General features: G+C 71.7%; 19 protein-coding genes. 10 read left to right on the top strand and 9 right to left on the bottom strand.

The annotated features are described in order from the left end of the window. Positions 1 to 298 precede the first annotated feature (298 nt). From serB to ABZ635_RS24895, 3 genes are all read right to left on the bottom strand, one after another. A complete protein-coding gene (serB, locus tag ABZ635_RS24905) occupies positions 299 to 1,510 on the bottom strand; it encodes a phosphoserine phosphatase SerB (protein ID WP_357769360.1) in 1,212 nt (403 codons plus the stop codon). Positions 1,511 to 1,600: 90 nt separating this feature from the next. Beyond that, positions 1,601 to 2,269 carry a DUF1707 domain-containing protein gene (locus tag ABZ635_RS24900; protein ID WP_357769359.1) on the bottom strand — a complete coding sequence of 223 codons (669 nt, stop codon included), beginning with the start codon at positions 2,267 to 2,269 and terminating at the stop codon, positions 1,601 to 1,603. A 170-nt stretch (positions 2,270 to 2,439) separates the two neighbouring features. Further along, entirely contained in the window at positions 2,440 to 3,198 is a 759-nt protein-coding gene (locus ABZ635_RS24895) for a hypothetical protein (RefSeq protein WP_357769357.1), read from the bottom strand. 55 nt (positions 3,199 to 3,253) lie between these two features. Between ABZ635_RS24895 and ABZ635_RS24890 the strand changes: the two genes are divergently transcribed. The 3 genes from ABZ635_RS24890 to ABZ635_RS24880 all read left to right on the top strand — a co-directional run bounded on the left by ABZ635_RS24890 (position 3,254) and on the right by ABZ635_RS24880 (position 6,214). Beyond that, complete coding sequence (locus ABZ635_RS24890; RefSeq protein WP_357769356.1) at positions 3,254 to 4,039, top strand: ABC transporter ATP-binding protein; 786 nt, start codon at positions 3,254 to 3,256, stop codon at positions 4,037 to 4,039. Positions 4,040 to 4,303: 264 nt separating this feature from the next. Next, positions 4,304 to 5,230, top strand: coding sequence for an SPFH domain-containing protein (locus ABZ635_RS24885; protein WP_357769354.1), 927 nt, complete (start codon positions 4,304 to 4,306; stop codon positions 5,228 to 5,230). A gap of 225 nt (positions 5,231 to 5,455) precedes the next feature. Next, positions 5,456 to 6,214: a sulfite exporter TauE/SafE family protein gene (locus ABZ635_RS24880; RefSeq protein ID WP_357769352.1), complete on the top strand. Its 759-nt coding sequence runs from the start codon at positions 5,456 to 5,458 to the stop codon at positions 6,212 to 6,214. A 39-nt stretch (positions 6,215 to 6,253) separates the two neighbouring features. Here ABZ635_RS24880 and ABZ635_RS24875 read toward each other — a convergent pair whose 3' ends face one another. The 3 genes from ABZ635_RS24875 to ABZ635_RS24865 all read right to left on the bottom strand — a co-directional run bounded on the left by ABZ635_RS24875 (position 6,254) and on the right by ABZ635_RS24865 (position 8,561). Continuing rightward, positions 6,254 to 6,877 carry an HD domain-containing protein gene (locus ABZ635_RS24875; protein WP_357769350.1) on the bottom strand — a complete coding sequence of 208 codons (624 nt, stop codon included), beginning with the start codon at positions 6,875 to 6,877 and terminating at the stop codon, positions 6,254 to 6,256. Between the two features lie 206 nt (positions 6,878 to 7,083). Further along, the gene (locus ABZ635_RS24870) at positions 7,084 to 7,977 is read right to left on the bottom strand and encodes a prolyl oligopeptidase family serine peptidase (RefSeq protein ID WP_357769348.1); all 894 of its coding nucleotides are present in this window, start codon (positions 7,975 to 7,977) and stop codon (positions 7,084 to 7,086) included. Next, the gene (locus tag ABZ635_RS24865) at positions 7,971 to 8,561 is read right to left on the bottom strand and encodes a TetR family transcriptional regulator (RefSeq protein ID WP_357769361.1); all 591 of its coding nucleotides are present in this window, start codon (positions 8,559 to 8,561) and stop codon (positions 7,971 to 7,973) included. Before ABZ635_RS24865 ends, ABZ635_RS24870 begins: the two co-directional genes overlap by 7 nt. Before the next feature lie 463 nt (positions 8,562 to 9,024). Here ABZ635_RS24865 and ABZ635_RS24860 point away from each other — a divergent pair, with 463 nt between their 5' ends. Then, on the top strand, positions 9,025 to 10,485 hold the full coding sequence (locus ABZ635_RS24860; protein WP_357769346.1) for an aldehyde dehydrogenase (NADP(+)): 1,461 nt from the start codon (positions 9,025 to 9,027) through the stop codon (positions 10,483 to 10,485). Between the two features lie 78 nt (positions 10,486 to 10,563). Here the strand turns inward: ABZ635_RS24860 and ABZ635_RS24855 are convergent, their stop codons facing one another. Beyond that, complete coding sequence (locus ABZ635_RS24855; RefSeq protein WP_357769345.1) at positions 10,564 to 11,193, bottom strand: hypothetical protein; 630 nt, start codon at positions 11,191 to 11,193, stop codon at positions 10,564 to 10,566. Between the two features lie 164 nt (positions 11,194 to 11,357). Between ABZ635_RS24855 and add the strand changes: the two genes are divergently transcribed. Further along, on the top strand, positions 11,358 to 12,395 hold the full coding sequence (gene add / locus ABZ635_RS24850) for an adenosine deaminase (RefSeq protein ID WP_357769343.1): 1,038 nt from the start codon (positions 11,358 to 11,360) through the stop codon (positions 12,393 to 12,395). A gap of 38 nt (positions 12,396 to 12,433) precedes the next feature. On the opposite strand, the gene ABZ635_RS24845 is transcribed toward add, so the two are convergent. Continuing rightward, positions 12,434 to 13,603, bottom strand: a complete 1,170-nt coding sequence (locus tag ABZ635_RS24845) for a DUF418 domain-containing protein (RefSeq protein WP_357769342.1) — start codon at positions 13,601 to 13,603, stop codon at positions 12,434 to 12,436. A gap of 290 nt (positions 13,604 to 13,893) precedes the next feature. Here ABZ635_RS24845 and ABZ635_RS24840 point away from each other — a divergent pair, with 290 nt between their 5' ends. Next, entirely contained in the window at positions 13,894 to 14,892 is a 999-nt protein-coding gene (locus ABZ635_RS24840) for a GntR family transcriptional regulator (protein ID WP_357769340.1), read from the top strand. 233 nt (positions 14,893 to 15,125) lie between these two features. Then, entirely contained in the window at positions 15,126 to 17,108 is a 1,983-nt protein-coding gene (locus ABZ635_RS24835; RefSeq protein ID WP_357769338.1) for an amino acid transporter, read from the top strand. Between the two features lie 88 nt (positions 17,109 to 17,196). Here ABZ635_RS24835 and ABZ635_RS24830 read toward each other — a convergent pair whose 3' ends face one another. After that, positions 17,197 to 18,312, bottom strand: a complete 1,116-nt coding sequence (locus ABZ635_RS24830; RefSeq protein WP_357769336.1) for a CapA family protein — start codon at positions 18,310 to 18,312, stop codon at positions 17,197 to 17,199. Between the two features lie 889 nt (positions 18,313 to 19,201). On the opposite strand from ABZ635_RS24830, the gene ABZ635_RS24825 reads away from it, so the two are divergent. The 3 genes from ABZ635_RS24825 to ABZ635_RS24815 all read left to right on the top strand — a co-directional run bounded on the left by ABZ635_RS24825 (position 19,202) and on the right by ABZ635_RS24815 (position 22,091). Beyond that, positions 19,202 to 20,248 (top strand): chaplin, encoded by a 1,047-nt coding sequence (locus ABZ635_RS24825; RefSeq protein WP_357769334.1) that lies wholly within the window; start codon positions 19,202 to 19,204, stop codon positions 20,246 to 20,248. Between the two features lie 140 nt (positions 20,249 to 20,388). Then, positions 20,389 to 21,240: an SURF1 family protein gene (locus tag ABZ635_RS24820; RefSeq protein WP_357769333.1), complete on the top strand. Its 852-nt coding sequence runs from the start codon at positions 20,389 to 20,391 to the stop codon at positions 21,238 to 21,240. Between the two features lie 26 nt (positions 21,241 to 21,266). Then, positions 21,267 to 22,091, top strand: a complete 825-nt coding sequence (locus tag ABZ635_RS24815) for a class I SAM-dependent methyltransferase (protein ID WP_357769331.1) — start codon at positions 21,267 to 21,269, stop codon at positions 22,089 to 22,091. Positions 22,092 to 22,186: the final 95 nt, after the last annotated feature.

Genomic DNA, 22,186 nt, shown 5'->3' with positions numbered 1-22,186 from the left:
TTTTCTTGAAGGAGAGGGAAGGGGAAGTGTCCGCCGTTGGGTGGGTTCTTTCTCTTTCCTCTCTTTTTTTGTTGGGGTTTGTGCGTTTGTGAATGTGGGGTGGGTGTGGGGTGGGGCAGGGCGGGGTGGGTGTGTTCTGGGGTTTGTGGTTGGTGTGAGTTGTGGGTTCTACGGTTGTGGTTGTTGTAGCGCGAGGGTTCTACGAACAACAACCACAGGCCCTGTACCCACAGCTCACATCAACCACAACCCACGGGTAAGCTGCTTGGCCGTGACCCATCCGCCCAACCTGCGGCCGTCAGCCGTGCAGGTCCGCGGCTTCGATCTCCTCGCGGGTGATGCCCAGGATGAACGCGATGGTGTCCAGGTAGGGCACGTTCACCGACGTGTCCGCCTGCTGCCGCACCACCGGCTTGGCGTTGAAGGCCACGCCGAGGCCCGCGGTCTGGAGCATGTCGAGGTCGTTGGCGCCGTCGCCGACCGCCACGGTCTGCTCCAGGGGGACTCCGGCCTCTTCGGCGAAGCGTTGGAGTGTGGTGGCCTTGCCCTTGCGGTCGATGACGGGGCCGACCAGTGACCCGGTGAGCCTGCCGTCGACGATCTCCAACGTGTTCGCGGCCGAGTAGTCCAGGCCGAGCCTCTCCACGAGGACGTCGGTGATCTGGGTGAAGCCTCCGCTGACGATGCCGCACTCGTAGCCGAGCCGTTTGAGGGTGCGCACCAGGGTGCGGGCGCCGGGGGTCAGCTGGATCTCGTCGCGGACGAGGTCGATGGCCGAGGCGTCCAGGCCCTTGAGGAGGGACACCCGGCGGCGGAGCGACTCCTCGAAGTCGAGCTCGCCGCGCATGGCCTCCTCGGTGACCTTCGCGACCTCTTCCTCGCAGCCCGCGTGAGCGGCCAGGAGTTCGATGACCTCCCCCTGGATGAGGGTGGAGTCGACGTCCATGACGATCAGGTGTTTGCCGCGCCTGTGCAGGCCGCTGGACTGGACGGCGACGTCGACGCCCTGGGTGGCCGACTCCATCGCCAGTTCGGCGCGGAGCTGGTCCGGGTTGCCTCCGGAGATCTCCATCTCCACGGAGGTCACCGGGTAGCCGGAGAGCCGTTCGATCCGGTCGATGTTGGCGCCGGAACGGGCGACGCACGAGGTGATCGCGCCGAGCGCTCCGGGGCGCAGGGGCGCGGCGAGGACGGTGACGTGCAGGCGCTCGGCGGAGGACTCGTTGACGCGTCCGACGCCCCGGCCGTACTCGACGTCCATGTCGAGGTCGATGGCGGTCTTGTCGAGGGCCGCCCTGATCTCCTCGAAGACCCGGCTCCCGCTCACCCCGGGGGCGACGCGCTGGTCGACCTCCAGGACGGCGCCGAGGACCAGCCGACCGCCCAGCACGACCTGTTCGAGGTCGACGATGGTGACGGGGAAGACGGAGAGGGTGCTCAGAAGGCGTGCGCTGATGCCAGGGCGATCGCGCCCGGTCATCGTGACCAACAACGTGGATTCATCACTCATGGCGATACCCACGGTACTCGCCCGTGGGTCGGAAGTGACGGGCAGGGTCCTGGGTTTTCCCAGCTCGTTCACTATGTGGACACCGGGTGCTCACTTGTCGCGGCGGCCCTTGCGCTTCTTCTTGACCTTCTTCGCCTTCACGTCGACCCCGCCCAGCATGCAGGTCCCGGTCAGACGCACGACGGGCGCGTTGGGATCGGTGACCTGATCGGTTCCGTGGAGGTCGGTGCCGCCGAGGATCGCCGACGTGTTGTTGATCACCCGTACCCCGTGGGGGACCGTGATGTCGAGGCCGCCCATGATGACGGCGACCTGGATGGTCACCTCGTGCTGGCTGAGAACGGCCTCGCGCAGGTCGAGTTCGACGCCACCGCACAGCACGGACACGTTGGTGCGGGGTTCCACCAGCCACCGCCCGCGCCGTTCGCAGCCGCCGAAGACCGCGACGAGGTTCTCCGAACCCTTGCTCTGCCCGGCGAGGTCGCGGGCCTCGCTGCCGAGGATCTCCATGCCGCTGTCCGTGCGCTCCGAGGAGGCGACGCCGGGGAAGCCGGGGGTTCCCGGGAAGCCGGGGGAGGCGCCGGAGGGGAGGTCGGCCGTGATGGGGGCCAGTTCGCCGATGGTCTTGGCGCGGTACAGGGTGTCGAGCCGCTCCTCGTGCTCGACGGGGCTGATCCGCCCCTCGGCGAGGGCCTCACGGAGCCGTTCGGCAACCTGGTCGCGGTCCGCGTCCGAAGCTCGGATGTGCTCGGGTTGCATGATGGCGGCTCTCCTCCTTGGTGGGTTCTCCCTCTCAGTATCGGCCCGAACGGTCGACTGACGGATCAGGTGAATCCCCTGGCTTCACCCCGAGAAAACCCGGCGCTCCTCCCAGGGTCCCATTCGGACGACCGGTCGCGGGCTGCGGGTGTTCCCGGGCCCCGGAAGCCTCACGGGCCGTGGGGCTCCAGGGCCGCGTGGGCCGCCACGAGGGCGCGCCGGACCGCGTGGTCCAGCTCGCGCAGCGCCCGCCCCCGGGCGTCGGCCTGGTGGGCGGTGAGGCCCCGGCCGGACGCGGGCTCGGCCAGTTCCACGATCTTCGCGAGCCGTACGGCCTGGGCCGCGACGCGGTGGGCCCTCGCGGGGTATCCGTGGGCGAGGAGCGGGGGACCGGAGTCGCCCAGGGCCCCGTGCACGGTCGGCGAGAAGCCCGCGACGTCGTCCACGGCCTCCATCTCCCGGACCACGTGGAGCAGGGTGAGCTTCAGCTGCCGTTCGGCCTCGGGCAGGTCGGGCACCTGGGGCCGTGAGTCGTTCGCCGGATACGGGGCCCACGAGACGCCCACGTAGGATGAACCACGCCGGTCGGCGGAGGGCACGAGTCCCACCTGTCGGTCGGAGAGCCGCACCAGCACCCCTTCCTGAGCCTCGACGGCGGCCTGGTTGAGTTCGGCCGGGCCCACCAGACCGAGCGGGTCACCCCAGGTGGGCAACGCGAGCCGGAAGCCGGAGAGTCCCAGGCCACGGAGGCGTACCAGTGCGGTCCGCAGCGGTACGCCGGTGTCGAAGGGCAGGTCTCCTGGAGGTACTGTCCCGATCAGGTTGGGGCCGCTCCGGCGCTCGACGGCGTCGACGGCGTCGTCCAACCCGACGTGTCCGGACAGCCAGGCGTTGCCCCAGGCGACGAGCGGTGCGGACGTCAGATGCATTACTTCAGGGTAGGGCGGCCCGTGCACCGGCGTGGGACGTGACGATAGGAGGATGATGGACGGGCGTGTTCTGGGCCTGAACGGGGTCACGGTACGGCGGGGCGGCAAGCCGCTGCTGGAGGGCGTCGACTGGTCGGTGTCGGAGGGCGAGCGCTGGGTGGTGCTCGGCCCGAACGGGGCGGGCAAGACCACCCTGTTGAACGTGGCCTCCAGCCAGCTGTACCCCACCGAGGGCGGGGTGGAGATCCTGGGGGAGCGCCTCGGGAGCGTGGACGTGTTCGAGCTGCGGCCGCTGATCGGCTACGCGGGTGCGTCGGTGGCCGGTCGGATCGAGCCGGGGACGCCCGTCCTGGACCTGGTCGTGAGCGCCGCCTACGGCTACCTGGGCCGGTTCCGTGAGGAGTACGGGTCCCCCGACTACGGTCGGGCGCGGGCCCTGCTGGGGCACTGGGGGGTGGCCGAACTCGCGGACCGCGAGTTCCACACCCTGTCCGAGGGCGAGCGCAAGCGGGTGCTGATCGCCCGCGCGCTGATGTCCGACCCGGAGCTGTTGCTGCTGGACGAGCCCGCCGCCGGTCTGGACCTGGGGGGTCGTGAGGACCTGGTGCGCCGCCTGAGCAAACTGGCGGCCAATGTGATGGCTCCGGCCCTGGTGGTGGTCTCGCACCACGTGGAGGAGATCCCGCCGAGTTTCACGCACGTGCTGCTGGTGCGGGACGGCCGGGTCGTGCAGGCGGGGCCGTTGGACGAGGTCATGACGGCGGACAACCTGGGGGAGACCTTCGGACTCACGTTGAAGGTGGAGCGTGACGGTGACCGGTGGACGGCGAAGGCCGTCTAGGAAATAGGGGGCGTTTATATGCGCGGAATGTATTGTCCGTAAAACCTATTTCCGTCCGGATGTGGTTGTCCCAGAGGGGTATGGGGTAGCGTCAACGTTCAGTGAGCGGATCGCTCTATTTCGGCGCGCTTTGACGAACCCCCGGGCGAGCCGCGAGGGTGCGGTCCGCTCCCACACCGCCCCCCGTCAGGAGATCCGGAGCTGTCGCAGATGCCGCTGTTGAACACCGTTGCCCGGTGCGACGTCGGGAGGGTGGGTTAACCCATGGCCCCGATCATCATCGTCGTTCTCTTCGTCGCCGTACTCCTCATCATCTTCTGGCGAAGTGTGCGCATCGTTCCGCACTCGATGGAGGACGTCGTCGAGCGGTTCGGTAAGTTCCACCGAACCCTCAGTTCCGGCTTCAACATCGTGATTCCCGGTGTGGACCAGGTCCGCGAACGGATCGACCGCCGAGTCCAGGTGGTCAGCTTCCCGCCGCAGTCCGCCATCACCGAGGACAACCTGGCCGTCGAGGTCGACTCGGCGGTCTACATCCGCGTCGTCGACGCCTACCGCGCCACCTACGAGGTCGCCAACTTCATCCAGGCGGTCGAGCAGCTCACGCTCGCGACCCTGCGCAACGTGATCGGCGGCATGAACCTGGAGGGCACGCTCACCTCCCGGGACGAGATCAACCGCGAGCTCAAGTCCGTGCTGGACGAGGCCACCCGCGACTGGGGCATCGAGATCAGCCGGATCGAGCTCAAGGGCATCGAGCCGCCGTCCTCCGTGCAGGAGGCGATGGAGATGCAGATGCGCGCGGACCGTGAGAAGCGCGCCCAGCTGCTCAGCGCCGAGGGTGAGAAGCAGGCCGCCGTGCTGCGGGCCGAGGGTGAGCGATCCTCCTCGGTGCTGCGGGCGAAGGGTAACGCCGAGGCGCAGATGCTCACGGCCAAGGCCGACGCGGACGCCCAGACGCTGCGCGCCCGCGGTGAGGCCGACGCCATCCACATGGTGTTCAAGGCGCTGCACACCAGCCGGGTCGACCCGGACGTGCTCGCCTACCAGTACCTCCAGAAGCTCCCGGAGATCGCCAAGGGCGACGCCAACAAGGTGTGGGTGGTCCCGGCGGAGATGGGCAAGGCGCTCCAGGGCGTCAGCACGGCCTTCGACCGCATCCAGAACGAGGTCGTGAAGATCCCGACCTGATCCGCGCCGACCGGGCCGAGCCCGGACCGTGTGGGCCCCGCCGGGGAATCGGCGGGGCCCACACGCGTGTCGGACCCCGTGTCCGCGCCCTCCCGGCGCATCGCCCCCGGTCACGTGTGGCTCCGGTCACCCCCGCTGCCCAGGCCCCGGCCCCGGGGCGCCGCGACCCGGTCTCGTAGTCTGTTCTGGCCCTCGACGGTCGAGGGAGGATCTGGGGGCGCGGCCATGGAACTCTGGGAGGCGGTGGCCATCCTGCTCGCCGGGGTCGCCGCCGGCGGGATCAACGCCATCGCGGGTTCGGGGACGCTCTTCACCTTCCCGGTCCTGCTGGCACTCGGCTACCCGCCGATCACCGCCACGGTGTCCAACAGCATCGGGCTGGCCCCCGGAACGCTCAGCGGCACCATCGCCTACCGGCGCGAACTGGCCGGACAGCGGTCCCGGCTGATCCGGTTCGGCACCATGTCGTTCTTCGGGGCGATCACCGGCGCGATGCTGCTCATCTACCTGCCCGCGGGCGTGTTCGAGTCCGTGGTGCCGTTCATGATCGGCGGCGCGTGCGTGCTGATCGTCTTCCAGCCCCGCATCACCAAGTGGGTGCGGGCGCGCAGGCCCGCGTCGAAGAACGGCGGTGTCCTGATGCCGCTGGGCGCCTACGGGGCGGGGACCTACGGCGGGTACTTCGCGGCGGCACAGGGAATCATCCTGGTCAGCCTGCTCGGCGCGACCCTGGACGACGACCTCCAGCGGCTCAACGCCCTGAAGAACGCCCTGGCCACCATCGCCAACGGCACGGCGGCGCTGTTCTACGTCGTGCTCGCGTCGCCCGCGTGGCCCGTGGTGGGCCTCATCGCGGCCGGGACGATCGTCGGCGGCTACCTGGGAGCCAACTTCGGGCGCAGGCTCAGCCCGACCGCGCTGCGCATGGTCCTGGTCGCCGTCGGTCTGACCGCGGCGGTCCAGCTCCTCATGGGCCGGGTCTGACCCACCGACCCACGCCTGGGAGCCGTCTCGGGCCCGGGGTCAGCCCCGGAAGTACCCGCGCCGGTCGGCGTCCTCGATCAGGGCGTTCGCGTAGGAGCCCAGGGCCTCGGAGCCCTCGGCCACCAGCTTCACCTTCTCCAGGACCTGCGCCTTGGTGACGCCGAAGCGCACCCAGGCGCCGCCCTCGTTGTGCCAGTTGGCCAGCATGGGCGACAGCCGGTCGACGGCGCGGGCGAACCGCGCCTCCGGCGTCACACGGGCCTCGAACTCGTCCCACAGCTCGCGGGCGTGGGCGGCCTGGTCCTCCGGGAGCAGGGGGAAGAGGCGGTCGGCGGCGGCGCGTTCGCGCTCGTCCTGCGTCTCGGTGTTGACCGGGTCGAACAGGAAGGTGTCTCCCGCGTCGATCTCCACGATGTCGTGGAGGAGGAGCATGTGGGTGGCGCGGTCGATGTCGGTGCCCTCGGGAGCGTACTCGGCGAAGGTTCGGGCGGACAGGGCCAGGTGCCAGGAGTGCTCGGCGGAGTTCTCGCGCCGGGAGCCGTCCACCAGCAGGTTCTGGCGCAGGACGCGCTTGAGTTTGTCCACTTCGAGGAGGAAGCGCAGCTGCGCGTTCAACCGCTCGTTGTCGACCCCGCTGGCCATGACCGGTGCCGGTTCCGTCACGTGGTTCGCCCTCCTGATGGATGAGTCGAAGCGGATCAGGTGGGACCGCGGACGCGGTCGCCACTGGATGATCCCATGGAACGTGTGCCGACTGTCGCGGCGGAGTCCGGGAAGCGGCCACGGGGCGAGACCGCGGGGTGGTGTGGGTGAACGCCTCCGGTCTCCGGGCGGGGGCGCGGGGCTTCCGGGGACCGGCCGGGCGGCGGTCAGGAGTCCGTGGGTGCCTGGACCTGCTGGGAAGCGGTCAGGTGCAGGTGGAACCACTCGGTGAGGGCGCGGTCGGTGAGGACGCCCTCGGGGGTGAGCGGGCCCGGTTGGAGGCCGGGCTCGGGACCGATCGCGTGGGCGAGGTCGGGGACCACGATGTGACGGAGCGCATGTTCGGCGGCGGGGTCCGGGCCGGGCTGGGCGAGGGCGGCGTGGAGGGCGCGGCCGTGTTCGGGCGGGCAGACCTCGTCGCGGCCGCCGTTGACGATGAGCACGGGGGTCCCGGTGCCGGTGAGCGCTTCGGCGCGCGCGGTCAGGTCGAGCCGGGCGCGGGCCCACCGCGCCTGGTCGCTCCACTGGTAGGGACTGCCCGTACGGCGTTCCCGGGCGGTGATCAGGTGCGCCGGGTCCACGATGGGGTTGATGACGGCGGCCGCCCCCACCGGCAGCCGTCTCTCCGCCAGGGCGAGGAGGGCGGCAGTGGCTCCGGCTCCCACACCGACCAGGCCCACGGGGGTGTCGGCGACGGGGAAGGCGGACCTGAGCTCGTCGGCGACCCGCGGCAGTTCGGCGGCGGCCTGTTCCACCACGGGGCCGTAGAGGTCGAGGAGGTAGTCGTGGGCGCCCCGCCGGTTGATCTCGGCGACGCCGCCGTCGGGGAGCCGGGTTCCGAACAGGGGCAGGCCGAGGTGGACGCGCCAGGCGGGAAGCGGGGCCATGGGTACGGCCCCGGCGAGTGCGGCCTGGCTGCGCGGCGGTTCGAAGGCGTGGAGGCCGAGGACGAGCGGTGCCGGGGCGGCGGTGGTGACGGCCGGGGGCAGGGCGAGGAAGGGAACGCCCGCGACGGTGCCGGTGACGGGTGCGGCGGTGGACGCCGTGGTGTCGACTACCAAGAGCGGTCGTCTCCGTCCGGTTCGGAGAACTGGGACAGGTAGCTGCTCACGAGGCGCTTGGCCTCGTGCACCAGGGCGGGGTCGCCCTCGGGGTTGTCGCGGAAGGCGAGCTTGAGCACGGCGTCCGCGGCCTCGACGGCGACGTGGATGGCACGGTCGAGTTCGGCGTCGTCGGGAATGCCGGTGACGGAGACGATGATCCGGCGCAGGCGCACCGAGATCACGCGGTTGTTGTCGCTGCCGCCGTTGAGCAGGCGGGGGTCGACGATGTCGCCGAAGTGCAGGCTGCGGAAGCCCGGCACGTTGCGGTGCATGTCGATGTACTCGTCGATGATGGCGTCGACGGCGATCGTCCAGTGGGTGAACGAGGCGTCGGCGAGGCGTTCGGTGACGCGGGCGCTGAACTGGTCGAGGAAGCGCAGGCCGAGGGCCTGGGTGATGGCCTTCTTGTCCGGGAAGAACTGGTAGACGGAGCCGATGGCCACGCCGGCGCGTTCGGCGATCCGGGTGGTGGAGAGGTTGTCGTAGCCGACCTCGTCGAGGAGGGCGGCGCAGCAGTCGAGCATGCGCTGGACCCGGACCATGCTGCGCTGTTGGGCCGGGAGCCGGCGCAGGGGCGCCTGCGCGAACGCGAGTTCGTCGTTGGCGACGCTGGCTGGTCCACGGCTCTCACGCGCCGCGGCGGCTCCGTTGTTGGTACCGGGAGCCCGTCGTGCGCGCGGGGGCGTTGAGCTTCGGGAATTAGTCGTCACGAAACCTATGATGCCTTTCCGGAATCACCTGGTTCCGGGGAAATTCCAGTTTCGTGCGGAGGAACCTCGGGCGGGGGTGCCGAGGGTCCGTGTGGGCGGTGTTTCGCGAGGTGGGGCGGGGTGTCCGAATCCGGTGACGGGGTTGCGCCCTTGGTCTGTTGTGTCGTGTTATGTCGCTTTGGCTCGTGGTGGTGTCGCGCCGTCGGTGACACGGTGGTGCCCCCGGAAGGGCGGCCGTGGCATCGTGGGGCCCGTGCCCGACGCCGCGCACGCACCCCTCCAGGAGGTTCTGGCCATGACCACCGCAGCCCCCGACACCACACGCGAGGAACTCGACGCCGTACTGGAGCGCGCGGCCGCCGCGGCCCCGCTCTACGCCGCGCTGCCCGCCGCCGACCGGGCCCGCGCGCTGCGGACCGTGGCCGACTCCCTGGACGCCGCGGCCGGGACCCTGGTCCCGGTGGCGATGGCCGAGGCCCGCTACCCCGAGGCGCGCTGCCGGGGTGAACTGGGCCGGACCACCTTCCAGCTGCGCCTGTTCGCGGACGTGCTGGAGGAGGGCGGGTACCTGGAGGCGATGGTCGACCCCGAGGACCCGGAGTGGGGCACGCCCCGCCCGGACGTGCGGAGGCTGCTGGTGCCGCTCGGCCCGGTGGTGGTCTTCGGGGCCAGCAACTTCCCCTTCGCGTTCTCCACGGCCGGAGGCGACACCGCCTCCGCCCTGGCCGCCGGGTGCCCGGTGGTGGTGAAGGCCCACCCCGGCCACCCGGAGCTGGCCCGGCTCACCGCCGAGACAGTGGTGGGCGCGCTGGCGGACGCCGGAGCGCCGGAGGGGGTGTTCGCCCTGGTGAGCGGGTTCGAGGCGGGGCGGCGCGCGGTCACCCACCCGCTCACGCGGGCGGTGGGCTTCACCGGGTCCATCCCCGGCGGGCGCGCCCTGTACGATCTCGCGGTCTCGCGTCCGGAGCCCATCCCCTTCTACGGGGAACTCGGCAGCGTCAACCCGGTCTTCGTGACCCGCGCGGCGATGGCCGCCAGGGGAGCGGAGATCCTCGCGGGCTACGCGGGCTCGGCCACGCTGGGCTCGGGCCAGTTCTGTACCAAGCCGGGGGTGGTGTTCGTGCCCGAGGACGCCCCGCTCGACGCGCTCGTGGCGGACTTCGCGGGCCGGGCGGCCGCGCCGCTGCTCAACGACCGGGTGACCGAGGGGTTCGCGCGAGGGGTGGACACGCTGTCCGGGCACCCGTCCACGGAGGTGCTGGTGCGCGGGCGGGAGGACGCCGAGGGATGGTCGCCCACCCTGCTGCGCACGGACCTGGACTCCCTGCTGGAGCACTCCGAGGAGCTGCTCACCGAGTGCTTCGGGCCGTCCACCCTGGTGGTCACCTACGCCGACGAACGCCGACTGCTGGAGGTGGGCGGGGCGCTGCACGGCCAGCTCACCGTCACCGTGCACGGCCAGGACGACGACCCGTTGGCCCCGGCGCTACTGGCCCTGGGCGCCTCGGTGGCCGGGCGGGTGATCTGGAACGGCTGGCCGACCGGGGTGGCGGTCACCCACGCGATGACGCACGGCGGCCCCTACCCGGCCACCACCGCACCCGCGCACACCTCGGTGGGGAGCACGGCGATCCGCCGGTTCCTGCGTCCGGTCACGTACCAGTCGGTGCCCCAGTCGCTGCTGCCGCCGGAGCTGCGGGACGACAATCCGAGGTCCGTCCCCCGGAGGGTGAACGGCGCTCCGCCGTCGGCCTGAGCCGGTCCGGCCGGGACGGTCGGGGTTCCGGCGGTCCCGGCCCCGGGCTCCGGTCGCGGCTGGACGCCGTCCGGGCCCTCAGGCGCGGGCCGCGTCGTAGGCGCGGCGAAAGGTCGCGTACCGGGTGTGCAGGGCCCGGACGTGGCGGTGGACGGGGATCACCAGAAGCAGGATCAGGAGGGCCGGGACGAGCTGGAGGAGCATCAGCGGTTCGAAGCCCGGGCCGACGACCCCGACGACGGCGCGCACCGTGACGAAGGCCAGGATCACGAAGACCGGAACCATGTGGACCCGGGGATCGCTCCGCCGCTCCAGACGGTCGGTCAACTGGCGGGCCAGGCTGTTCTCCTCGGGGTCCGGACCGAGGGCGCCGCTCGCCGCCCGCAGGCGGGCCGCCGCGTAGCGGGCCGGGTCGGTCTCGGTCACCCGCGGCAGGGCCCGGACCTCGTGGCGCAGCCACAGGGCGCATAGGGCGGCGGCCGCCAGCATCACCGCCGCGACCGTGAGCAGCACCCAGCCCGGGGTGCCGGTCGGATCGGTCAGGGCCGGCGCGGCCGAGGCCAGCGCCATCAGCCCCAGGACGGCACCGGCGGCCAGCCCGCCGCCGACCGCCACGGCGGTCGGAGCGCTCTGGGAACGCAGGAGGACGCGGGCGCCGAGAACCTGGCGGGCGGAGGGCCGGGGGAGGGCCGTGGAGGGTCCGGTCATGGTCTGCTCCTCGGTGAGCTGCGAAGTGACGCCCCGAATCTACGAAGGAGGGGCCGGGTGACACCACGCGCTTTCGTCAGCACCTCGGGGCGCAGCTCCCCAACTTTCGTCAGGTTGGACGCAGACGGTGTCCCCGGGGCGGTTCCGGCGCCTGGGTTGACGCCATGGACCACAACACCGCGTCATCCCCGTCAACCGTGTCGTCGCTCGTGCGTGACCTGCCCAAGGTCGAGCTGCACGTCCACCTGGAGGGCTCCATCCCCGCCGAGACCCTCTTCGAGCTGGCCCGGCGGCACCGGGTGGAGGACATCCCCGCCACGCTGGACGAACTCCGCGAGTGGTATGTCTTCACGGACTTTCCGCACTTCATCGAGGTGTACCTGGCCTCGGTGCGCGCCCTGCGGGACGAGGCCGACTTCGCCCTGCTGGCCTCGGTGGTCGCCGAGAGGCTGGCCGAGCAGAACGTGCGCTACGCGGAGGTGCACGTCAGCCTGTACACCCACCTGATGCGGGGCGTCCCGGCGAAGGTCGTGTTCGACGGCATCGAGCACGCGCGGATGCGGGCCGAGCGCGAGCACGGCGTCCAGCTGCGGTGGATTCCCGACTTCCCGGTGGACTTCGGGGTGGAGTCGGCGGAGCGCACCCTGGACGCGGTGCTCCGGGAGGGGCCCCCGAGCGTGGTGGGGTTCGGTGTCGGCGGGGTGGAGGGACCGCTCGGTCGGTTCGCGGACGTGTTCCGCCGGGCCCGCGCGGCCGGTCTGGCCAGTCTTCCGCACGCGGGTGAGCAGGCGGGTCCGGAGCGGGTCCGGGAGGCGCTGGACCTGCTGGGTGCCGAGCGGATCGGCCACGGTATCGACACCATGAGGGACCCGGCGCTCGTGGAACGGATGGTGGACGCGCAGATCCCGGTGGACGTCAGCCCGACCTCCAACATCCGCACGCGCGTGGTGGAGCGGATCGAGGACCACCCGCTGCCCGCCATGCTCGACGCGGGCCTGCTCGTCACCCTCAACACCGACGACCCCACCCTGTTCGGCACCGACCTGAACGGCGAGTACGGGATCGCGCTCGACCTGGTGGGTGCCGAGGGTCTGGTGCGGCTGGCGCGTAACGGGGTGTGCGCCTCCTACCTGGGCGCCGCGCGCAGGCACGCCCTGCTGGCGGAGATCGACGCGGTGGCCGGGCGCCACGGCGTGCTCTGAGGGGCCGGGCCCAAGATCACCGGGCCCGGCCCCCGGCCTCAGCGGACGGGGCCGTAGGTGAGGCGGCGCAGCAGCGCCTCCGCCGGGCCGCGTCGCCCCCGCCGGCGCATGAGGTCGGCCAGCAGCACGGTGGTCGCCCACACCGTCACGGCGACCCCGACCCCGACTGCGGGGGACGTCATCGGAAGGCCGAGCGTGTACGAGGAGAAGAGCACCGCCCACGCCACCGACTGGGCCAGGTAGAAGGTCATGGAACGCTGTCCCAGGGCGGCCAGGGCGTCGGTCACCCGGCCGCGGTCTCGGTCCAGGCGGACGGAGGCCAGGGCGATGAGCGCCGCGTAGCCCAGGCCCCCCGCGTACCCGGTCACCTGGTGAAGGGGTGCGATGAACAGGTGGTCCAGCGGGGTGGCGGACCACATTCCGGCCTTGGCGAGGGCGAGGGGCAGCGCGCCCAGTACGGACAGGGGGACGCCGATCGACGCGGCCGTGCGGAGCAGGCGCAGGTGTTCCCGGGGCTGTTCCAGGACGCGGTGCCGGGCGGCGAGGACCCCGAGCAGGAACGGGACGACCGTGCTGAGCACCATCACCACGACGAGCGCCGGGTACAGGGTGAGGCGGAAGACGAGTTCGCTCAGGAAGCCGTCGGGCAGCGGGGGCAGGGCCTGGCCGGTCATGGCCTCGCCGGCGGAGATCAGGGCGTGGGCGACGGCGGCCATGGGCAACCAGACCAGGGCGATGACCGCCAGTGCGCGGTCGCGCAACCGCAGCACTCCCACGAAGAGCAGCGCCACGACGCCGTAGACGGCCAGGATGTCGCCGGGGAAGAGCAGGAGGCCGTGGAGGGCTCCGATGAGGAGGAACCAGAGGGCGCGTCGGCGCAGCAGCTTCCGGGTCCAGCGCCACTCGCGTCCCTGTTCGGTCCTTCGGCGGTGGATCTGGGCGATCCCGTACCCGAAGAGCGCCGCGAACAGCGGGTAGCCGCGGAAGTCGACGAACACGACCGTTCCGGCGGTGGCGACGCGGTCCAGGACGGAGGGGGTGGGGTCGGCCCCGCCCAGGAGCACGGTGAACAGGTGGGTGTGGGCGAGGGCGATGACCAGGAGCATGACGCCGCGCGCCAGGTCCGGCGCCAGTGACCGGTGGTCCGACGGGAGCGGGCGGTGGCCGGGGTCCGGGGGGCGGGGGGCGGACACGGACGTCTGGGGCATGGTGGTCTCCGGTGGTGTCGGGTGGTGCGCGGTCGAGCCGTGGGCGCACGATGTGAAACGCCGTACGCGCCGCAGCTGGGCCCGTGGGGTGGTGCACCCTGTGCGTACACTATAAACATGAGTTGCCGCCGACGGAAACCCCGATTTCACCTGATGTAGAGCGGATGCGTACTAGTGCACTAGGAGCCTGCTGGGAGGGGTGTGCGTCTCCGGGTCCGCCTGTGCTGCGGAGTTCCCTCTCGGCTGGTGCACTAGTACGCTCGGGGCTGGCGTTGTTCGGCCAGGAGAGGATGACCATGGACACAGCGGGCGGGCTCGCGCCCTACGAGCGGATCGTCGCCGACCTCCGCGCGCGTATCGGGGACGGGGGACTGCCGCCGGGAAGCAGGGTGCCGTCCACACGGGAGATCACCCGGGAGTGGGGCGTGGCCATGGCGACCGCCACCAAGGCGCTCGCGGCACTGCGCCGCGAGGGACTGGTGGAGGCCGTGCGCGGAGTGGGGACCGTGGTGAGCGGCACCCCCGACCCAGAATCCCCAGCCGAGGCCGAGGCAGGTCCCACGACCGCCGCCGGGCCAACCCCGGACCACGCCCCGCGCACACGGAGGCCCGACACCCGCCCCCGGCCGGAACCGGCGCTGACCCGCGAGGGCATCGTCCGGACCGCCATCGCCCTCGCCGACGCCGAGGGCCTGGACAACCTGTCCATGCGCAGGGTCGCGACCGATCTGCGGGTCAGCACCATGGCCCTGTACCGGCACGTCGCCAGCAAGGGAGAACTGCTGGAGGAGATGATCGACCACCTGTACACGGCCCACGAACTGCCCGAGCCCCCTCCCGAGGACTGGCGGGAGGCGATGGAACTGGCCCTGGTCGGCGAGTGGGACATCTACCGGGCCCACCCCTGGGCGCCCCGGCTCACCGCGATGGCGGGGGGCGTCATCTCCCCCGGGCTCGTGATGAACGCCGAGTGGATGATGCGGGTGTTCGTCTCCCGGGGGCGCACCCCCGACCAGGCCATGGAGCTGCTGACCGTCGTGTCCGCCTACACGGCCGGGATGGCACTCCAGGCCACGCTGGTGGCGATGGAGGAACACGAGGAGGACACGGACGCCGAGAGCTGGTGGCGCTCCCGTGGGCCGAGGATCAGGGAACTCGCCGCGGGAGGCGGCTTCCCGGTCCTGTTCGGCGTCTCCGCGCCGCCCGACATCGACGCGATCTTCACCTCCGGGCTGGAACGCCTGCTGGACGGGATCGCCCCCCTGATGGACGCCCCCCGGGCGCCCTGACTTCCGCGCCCCGTCCCGTGAGCCCTGTCCCCCGCGCCGCTCGTGACCCCGGTCCCGGCCGCGTCCCACGGGTCCTCACCCGGCCCGGGAGGCCCGGCCCCCGGGTCCCCGTGGGACGCGGCCCTCCGCCCCGGGCCCGGACCGGCACGGAAAGCCCCGACACACCCGTGGCCTGACCTGGTCCGACGCTGCACCCGCGCAGACTTGTCCGGAAGACCTTCGTCGGGGGAGGCGTGTTGGAGCAGGACGCCGCGCGGAACGGGTACCACTGGGAGGTGCCCCGCAGGGGGAACGGGGCCGGGCGGTGGTCGGCGCCCCTCCGACGGTGGATGACGGCCCACCAGGTGGACGACGTGGGAGGGGCCGGGTCGCGTCCCCGCGCGGAACGGCAGCACCCCTGGTGGCGGGTCATGTGCCTGACCGGCGTGGACTACTTCTCCACACTGAGCTACCTCCCCAGCATCGCCATCCTCACCGCCGGGGCGCTCTCACCGGTCGCCACCTTGCTGATCGTGCTGCTGACGCTGTTCGGCATGCTGCCGATCTACCGCCGGGTGGCCGAGCGCAGCCCGCACGGTCAGGGGTCGGTGGCGATGCTGGCCCGACTGCTGCCCGAGTGGCGGGGCAAGTTCCTGGTGCTGTGCCTGATCGGGTTCGTGGCGACCTCGTGGATCGTCACCATCACCCTGTCCACGGCCGACGCCACCGCACACCTGGGCGCCAACCCGTACACCCCCCGGGCGCTCGCGGACCACCCGGTTCTGGTGACCCTGGTGCTCCTGGCGCTGCTGGGGGCGGTGTTCCTGGCCGGGTTCAAGGAGGCCGTCCGATTGGCGATCCCCCTGGTGGTGGTGTTCCTCGCGTTGAACCTGGTGGTCGTGGTGGCGGCCCTGGCCCACATCGCCGCCCACCCCGAGACCCTGGCCCAATGGGAGGCGTCCGTGACCGGCGCGGGCCTGTGGCCCACCACCACCGTGGTGCTGCTCGCCTTCCCGCTGCTGGTCCTGGGGCTGTCGGGGTTCGAGACCGGCGTGAGCATGATGCCGCTGGTCCGTTCGGAGGGGGCGGACCACGAGGAGAGGCTGCGGGCGCGGATCGCGGCCACCCGCAGGCTCCTCACCACCGCCGCCGTGATCATGAGCCTCTACCTGATGGCCACCACCTTCGTCAGCGGCGTGCTGGTCCCGCGTGAGGCGGTGCGGGTCGGCGGGCCCGCCGCCGACCGGGTGATGGCCTACCTGGCGCACGACCTGCTCGGGCAGGGGTTCGGCACCCTCTACGACGTCTCCACGATCCTCATCCTGTGGTTCGCCGGGGCCTCCGCGATGGCCGGACTGATCAACATCGTGCCCCGCTACCTGCCCCGGTTCGGGATGGCCCCGGCCTGGGGCACCGCCGTGCGTCCGGTGGTGCTGGTGTACACGGCCGTGGCGATGGTGATCACGATCGCCTTCCAGGCCAGTGTGGACGCGCAGTCCGGCGCCTACGCCACGGGCATCCTGGCGATGCTGGTGACCTCCTCGGTGGCGGTGACCGCCATCGTGTACAGGAAGCGGGCGAGGTGGGCCACGGCCGGGTTCACACTGCTGACCGCCGTGTTCGGATTCGCCCTGGCCGACAACGTCGTGAGCCGACCGGACGGGCTGGCCATCGCGCTGCTGTTCGTGCTGGCGATCATCGTGGTGTCGCTGGTCTCCCGGGCCCTGCGCAGCACCGAGCTGCGCGCGCACTCGGTGGACCTGGACGCCACGGCGCTGCGGTTCGTCCGGGAGGCGGCGCGCAACGGCAAGCTCCTCCTCTTCGCGAACCGGCCGCGGTCGGGGGAGGCGGACGAGTACGCGGCGACCGAGGCCGAACAACACCGGCTCAACCCGGTGACACTGCGGGTCACGCCGCTGTTCGTGGAGGTGCGCGTCCACCATCCGTCGGACTTCGAGGGGACGCTCGGGGTGGAGGGCACGTGGGTGCACGGGCACCGCGTGCTGAGGGTGAGCAGCCCGGCGGTCCCCAACGCGCTGGCGGCGGTTCTGCTGTGCCTGCGCGACGCCACCGGGAGCATCCCGCACTGCTACTTCGCGTGGTCGGAGTACTCGCCGGTGCGGGCGTTCTTCCGGTTCCTCGTGCTCGGCGCGGGCGGGACGGCCGGTTTCACCCGGGAGATCCTGCGGGAGAACGAGCCGGACGCCGACCGCAGGCCCGTGGTGCACGTGAGCTGACGGGGCGGGTGGTCCCGCGCCCGGTGGCGGAGCGGCGAGGGGGCCCGGGGCCGCGCGGTCGGCGCCGCCCTGCCCCGCCCCGGACACCTCACACGGGTGAGTCGGTCAGGGGCAGGTCGCACCGGGCGCGCAGATCCACCCAGCTCCGCTGGGCACGGTCGGCGTCGGCGCCCTCGTAGGGGACGGGCACACCGCCCTGGATGCGGGCCGGGGCCCAGTCGGCCGCCGTGACGCCGCCCCGGTCGAAGGTGAGGGTGAGTACGCCGGTCTCGGCCGCGGCCCCGGGGAAGTTGTAGAACACGAAGTTGCCCAGGCCGTAGTGCACGTAGGCGGTGCCCTGGAACCCGCCGGGGGAGAGCACGTGCGCGTGTCCGCCCACCACGGCGCCGGCGCCCGCCGCCACGAGGTCGTCCGCCAGCTCCGGGGCGTGGGGCAGCGGGCAGTGCGCGCCCTCCAGCCCCCAGTGCAGGAAGACCGCGACGTTGTCGTGTTCGGCGGCTGCCTCGGAGACGGCGGTGAGCATGCGTTCCCGCATGTCCCCCTTGGTGGAGGCCAGGCCCGGGGAGTCCCCGCCCGCGGTCCACGCCGGGATGAGGTGGTCGTCCAGCACGTCGGTGGCGCCGAAGAGGGCGATGCTCTGTCCGTTGACCTCGGCGACATGGGGTGTGTAGGCCTCGTCGGCGTCACGCCCCGCGCCCACGAGTGCGACGGGGGAGGCGTTCCCGTGGTCGAGGGTGTCGAGCAGGCCCTGTTCGCCGTAGTCCATGCCGTGGTTGTTGGCCACGGTGGCCACGTCCACACCGGCGGCCGCCAGGGCCTCCAGAGAGCTGGCGGGGGCGCGGAACACGAAGTCCTTTCCGGCGGGGGAGCCGCCCTCGGTGACGGCGGTCTCCAGGTTGACCATGGCGAGGTCGGCGGCGGAGAGTTGGTCGGCGATCGGGCCCAGCGCGGTGGCCGGATCGTCGAGCCGGGAGCGGAGCAGGCCCTCGAACATGACGTCGCCTCCGAAGGCGACGGTGAGGGGTTCGGGGGCCGGGTCCGACGAGGACTGCGGTTCGGCGCCTCCTCCGGTGCCGGGATCGGAGGCCCCCGCGCCGAGACGCTCGGGGGCCTCCGCCGAGGAACAGGAGGAGACGAGGACGAGGGCGAGGGTCGCGGCGCCGGTGGCGAGGGCCCTGCGGACGCGCGGCTGGTCTGGGTGCATGCGTACTCCAGTGGGGGAGGGCAGAGGGCATGTCCTGCCGGTAGGACGCGGCCCGGCCGACCCGAGTTGGCTCTGTCGTGCGTGCGGTGGTGCGGCGCGCCTGATCCCGGGCGGCGCGAGGTCGGTCGGCTGGGCGGCGGTTCGGTGTCCCTTCCGCGTCTCCTCTCGTACGGAGCGTGGTGCCGATGCGTCCCACGGTGCTGGCGGCGGGGCAGGGAGCGGTGTCGTGGGAGTGGCGGCCCTGCCGCGGGGTCAGGTTAAACCGCCCTGACCAGGGATTTCTGGTCCTCTGTCGTGGGCGGCGCGTCGCCGGGAGGGACGTGTGCGGATGCGTGCGTGTACGGGTGTATGGGGGTGGAAAAGGAAAGGATTAATCGGTCATAAAGTGCGATCGGTGTAATGTCGAACGCAGGGTATGAGGCGCTCTCCGGGTGTCCGTAAACGAACCTACGAAGTCACTTAGTTTTTTGTTGCTGGGGTGGTGTCGCGTGCCTTTCGCGTGGGAGTCCGGCACTGTTGGGCGTGGAAGTGGCCCTCATGGCGCGGAAATGCGCCGCTTTGAACAGGGAATATGACTCTCCGTCATGCCCCATGGGCGTAGAGTGTTCATGATTCGCGTCAACATTTCCGGAAAAGGCGTGCGCGGCCGCCCTGGCTGCTAACGTTTCGGTCCGTTGGCAGTTCCGGCCGGAAAGAACTCCGTCATTACCGGGCCGCCACCCATGTCTTGAGCAAGCGGACCACCCCGCCGTCCCGACGTCTTCGCGGACGGGTCCGCTCGCCGTGAGACCCGGGCCGACCGCGACGACGGCCGGGCCCGGGAGCACGGCGGAGCGCCTCGCTCGGCGCATCCCCTGGCAGCACTTCGTGAAAGGGTCCAAGCCGCACCATGCGAAACACGTTCCGTTACTCCTTCGCCACCGCACTGACCGCGGGGCTGGTCCTGGCGCCCTTCGGCGCCGCGTTCGCCGACGCCCAGACGGACGGCTCCGGCGGCATCGCCAGCGGGAACCAGGTCGTCGTCCCCGTCGACGTCGAGGCCAACCTGTGCGGCAACTCCCTCGCCGTCCTGGGCATCTCCAAGGCCACGTGCACCAAGGTCTCCGAGGTCCTCTACGAAAGCAGCGGACAGGGAGCCAGCACGGACGGCTCGGGTGGTGTGGCCAGCGGCAACCAGATCGTCGTCCCGGTGGACGCCGCCGTGGACGCCTGCGGCAACTCCGTGGCCGTGGCCGGAATCTCCGAAGCCGAGTGCGTGGAGGTCGTCGAGGTCCTGGAGAAGGAGTCCGAGGACGCGCCCAGCACCATGAGCACCGACGGATCGGGCGGCGTGGCCAGCGGCAACCAGATCACCGTGCCGGTCGACACCGCCATCGAGATCTGCGGCAACTCCGTCGCCGTCCTGGGCGCCTCCAGCGCGCAGTGCACCACGATCATCAACATCATCCACGCCTCCCCGGACAACGAGGGAGCCCCCGCCGGGCCCGCCACGAGCGGCGCCGGTGGCGTGGCCAGCGGCAACCAGGTCACCGTTCCCGTCAACGCCGCCGTCGGCATCTGCGGCAACGCGGTGTCCGTGCTCGGCATCGCCGAGGCCTCCTGCGTGCAGACCATCTCCGAGAAGCCCCAGGAGCCGGAGGAGAAGCCCGAGGAGTCCGAGAAGCCCAAGGACCCCGAGGAGAAGCCCGAGGAGTCCGAGAAGCCCAAGGACCCCGAGCGCAACGAGGAGACCGAGAAGCCGGAGGAGCCGGGCAAGAAGCCCGAGGAGACCGACGACAAGCCCGCCCCCAAGCAGGAGGCCGGTGAGGAGCTGGCCGTGACCGGCAGCGCCCTGGGCGGCCTGGTCGCCGCGGCTGTGGCCGCGATCGGCGCCGGCGGCGCCGGTCTGTACTTCGCCCGCAAGCGCAGGGCCGCGGCCGCCACCGACGACGAGTAGTCGGCCCGCCCGGGACACCGGGACGTAGGCGCGCACACACGCCGCACCCACCAGCATGGGGCCGCCGGGAGACCGGCGGCCCCACCTGTGTGCACGGGGTCGGTGCGGGGCGGCCGGGAACGTCTCATAACCTCGAAGACGTGCTCAAAGTCCTGTTCTCCTCACGCATGGTGGCCTTCCACGCGCTGGTCGTGGTCCTCGTGCCCGCGTTCGTCTGGCTGGGGTTCTGGCAGCTGGACCGGGCCGAACTCCGCAGCGCCGCGGTCAACCTCCAGCGCGACAACGTCGCCGCCGAGCCCGTGGCCGTGGAGGAGCTCACCTCCGTGGGCGGGGACGTCGCCCGCGCCGACCGCTGGCGCACGGTCGAGGCCACCGGCACCTGGGACCAGGAGAACGAGCTCCTGATCCGCCACCGGGACGGCTCCCAGGGGGTGGGCTTCCACGTGCTCACCCCGCTGGTCACCGAGGACGGGACGGCCCTGCTGGTCAACCGGGGGTGGATCGAGCGCGGCGAGACCGCCCAGGACACCCCCGAGGCGCCCCCCGTCACCGAGGGGGAGGTCCAGGTGACCGGCCGGCTCCAGTTCGGTGAGACCGAGGAGAACACCGGTCTGCGGGAGCGCGGCGGCCTGCCCGAGGGGCAGATCATGATCGTGGACGTGGACCGCTTGGCCGAGGACCTGCCCTACCCCCTGTACGGCGGGTACGTGGAACTCACCGCCCAGGACCCCGTGCCCGAGGAGGCCCCCGAACGCGTCGCCCTGCGCGAGGAGAACACCGGCATGAGCGCCTCCTACGCGTTCCAGTGGTGGGTGTTCGCCGTCGTCGCGGTGGTGGGGTGGATCGTCCTGATCCGCCGGGAGCTCCGCGAGGCGCGCGAGGCCCCGGTGAAACCGGAGACCGGGGACACTGGTGACACGACCGCCGCCGCCCCCGAGGGGCCCGGCGGCGCCGACGAGTCCGCGGAGAGCCGCCAGAAGACCCGGACCTGAGCCCGCACAGCGGCCCGAGGAGCGACGTGGACGATCAGAGTGACTACCCGGCGCCCGGCTGGGTGGAGCGGCGCGCCGTGGCGGGTGAGGAGAGCGCCCGGGCCGGACGGCTGTGGTGGGACGGTGCCGCCGACGCCTACCAGGCCGAACACGGCGACTTCCTCCGCGACGTGGGGTTCGTCTGGTCGCCCGAGGGCGTGGACGAGGCCGACGTGCGGCTGCTCGGCGACCTGGAGGGCGGGCGCGTCCTGGAGATCGGTTGCGGCGCGGGCCAGTGCGGCCGGTGGCTGCGCTCCCAGGGTGTGCGCGAGGTCGTGGGGTTCGACCTCGCCCTGCGGCAGCTCCAGCACTCCCGGCGGATCGACGAGGAGACCGGCCACCGGCTGCCCGTGGTCCAGGCCGACGCCCAGCGGCTGCCGTTCGTGACGGGCTCCTTCGACGTGGTGTTCTCGTCCTTCGGGGCGTTCCCGTTCGTGCCCGCCGCCGAGACCGCGCTGGCCGAGGTGGGCCGGGTTCTCAGGCCCGGCGGGCGGTTCGTGTTCTCGGTGACCCATCCGATCCGGTGGTGCTTCCCCGACGACCCCACCGAACACGGCATGACCGTCAGGCAGTCGTACTTCGACCGCCGCGCCTACGTGGAGGAGGACGACGAGGGGCGGGCGGTCTACGTCGAACACCACCACACCATGGGCGACTGGCTGCGGGGCATCGTGGCGGCCGGGCTGGAGGTCCGGGACGTGGTCGAGCCGGAGTGGCCGGACGGGAACGACCAGGTGTGGGGCGGCTGGGGGCCGGTGCGCGGGCGGATGATCCCCGGGACGGCGATCTTCTCCGCGGTCAGGCCCGGCTAGCTAGGGCGTGTTCCGTGGATGCTTTCGGTTGGTTCGGCGCTTGCGCCGATCGACGCGAGCGGCCTCCAGGCAATCTCTCGCAAGACGAGGAGCGA

Origin of the sequence: Nocardiopsis sp. NPDC007018 (assembly GCF_040635075.1) — a bacterium.
Taxonomy (GTDB): domain Bacteria; phylum Actinomycetota; class Actinomycetes; order Streptosporangiales; family Streptosporangiaceae; genus Nocardiopsis.
Note: the sequence above shows the minus strand (reverse complement) of the source record. Positions and strands in the feature narration are given on the sequence as shown.